Source organism: Halomonas sp. GFAJ-1, assembly GCF_000236625.2.
Taxonomy (GTDB): Bacteria; Pseudomonadota; Gammaproteobacteria; order Pseudomonadales; family Halomonadaceae; genus Vreelandella.
In genome coordinates this window covers 1-1,481 of record NZ_AHBC01000063.1, presented here as the reverse complement: position 1 = coordinate 1,481, position 1,481 = coordinate 1, and the positions used below count along the sequence as shown (strand labels likewise).

The 1,481-nt window shown below is 52.2% G+C and carries 1 protein-coding gene and 1 pseudogene; both read left to right on the top strand.

The window, feature by feature from the left end:
• Positions 1 to 75 precede the first annotated feature (75 nt).
• Positions 76 to 1,219, top strand: a pseudogene (locus MOY_RS15970) (IS3 family transposase).
• Between the two features lie 178 nt (positions 1,220 to 1,397).
• Positions 1,398 to 1,481, top strand: an 84-nt coding sequence (locus MOY_RS15965) for a transposase (protein ID WP_035540951.1), incomplete at its 3' end; no start/stop codon positions are given.

The following is a 1,481-nucleotide window of genomic DNA, read 5'->3' as shown; positions in this document are numbered from 1 at the left end:
TGCCCAGTAACAGTGGACACCTCAAGAATGTAATACGCTACGATGAGGTGAACAATRGCAAGATCGACGACATCAATGAAGAAAAAATCCTATACCCGTTATTCAGATGCCTATCGGCAAGAAGCGTTAGCGCTTGCTGATCGCATAGGCGTCGCTGCAGCGGCTCGTGAACTGGGCATACATTCGAGTCAGCTTTATCAGTGGCGTTCTAAGGTTCAGCAACAACAAGATACATCGGAGCGAGAGCGGTCACTGGCAGAAGAAAACGCTCGCTTGAAGCGACAGTTAGCCGAAGCCAATGAAGAGCTGGCCATCACAAAAAAGGCCGCGGTGTACTTCGCGAAGAGCCTGAAGTGAAGTACGCCTTTATCCATCGTCATCGTCAGGCTTTCAGCGTTCAACGTATGTGCCATGTTGTTGGGGTCGCTCGAAGCGGCTACTACGCTTGGCGGCAGCGCGAGGGGGCTCGTCTCCAAAACGCAGCCAGCAAGCCATTATCGATCAGCGCGTGGCCAAGGCTTATCACCAACGTAAGGGTCGCTCAGGCGCCCCGAGATTAACGCTAGACCTGCGAGATGATGGAATGCCGATCAATCGTAAGACGGTGGCTGCCAGCTTACAACGCCAAGGCTTGCGCGCTAAAGCAGCCCGCAAGTTCAAGGCAACCACGAACTCTCGGCATTCACTGCCAGTGGCGCCAAATCTACTAGAGCAAAACTTCATGGCTTCAGCTCCCAATCAAAAGTGGGTGGGTGATATCACATATTTGGCGACGGGCGAAGGCTGGCTTTACCTGGCCGTGCTCATTGATCTTTACTCTCGTAAAGTGGTTGGTTGGGCAATGAGTGAACGTATGACAGCCGACCTCGTTTGTGATGCGCTGCAGATGGCGTTATGGAAACGCAAAATGCCCAAAAGCGTGATCGTCCATTCTGATCGAGGCAGTCAGTACTGTTCCATGCTTTACCAATCACTACTGACGCGGCATGAGCTCAAGTGCAGCATGAGCGCCAAAGGCAACTGCTATGATAATGCTTGTGCCGAAAGCTTCTTCCACAGTCTCAAAGTTGAAGCGATCCACGGAGAGCAGTTTAAAACGCGGGATACGATGAGACGCCAAGTGTTTGAATACATCGAACTGGACTACAACAAGCAACGGCGACACAGTGCTATTGGGATGATCAGCCCAGAGGTCTTCGAAGCCCGAATGATCGCTTAAACCAGTGTCCACTGTTGCTGGGTAAGATCAGATTTGCTCCACCAGATCCATCGCCTGTTGCCAAACTCGCAACTCCTGATGCTTCCTCATTCCCCCCCCCTCACTTCTCAGCAACCTGAATCGCCCCAGGTTTCGTAGACACCTCCAGGCCTTATACTAAAGGTATCTAGGAGGAACCATGAGCTATCCCCGCTACACTGAAGAATTCAAAATCGAAGCCGTCAAGCAGGTGGTAGAGCGCGGCCATCGCGTGGCCGAGGTC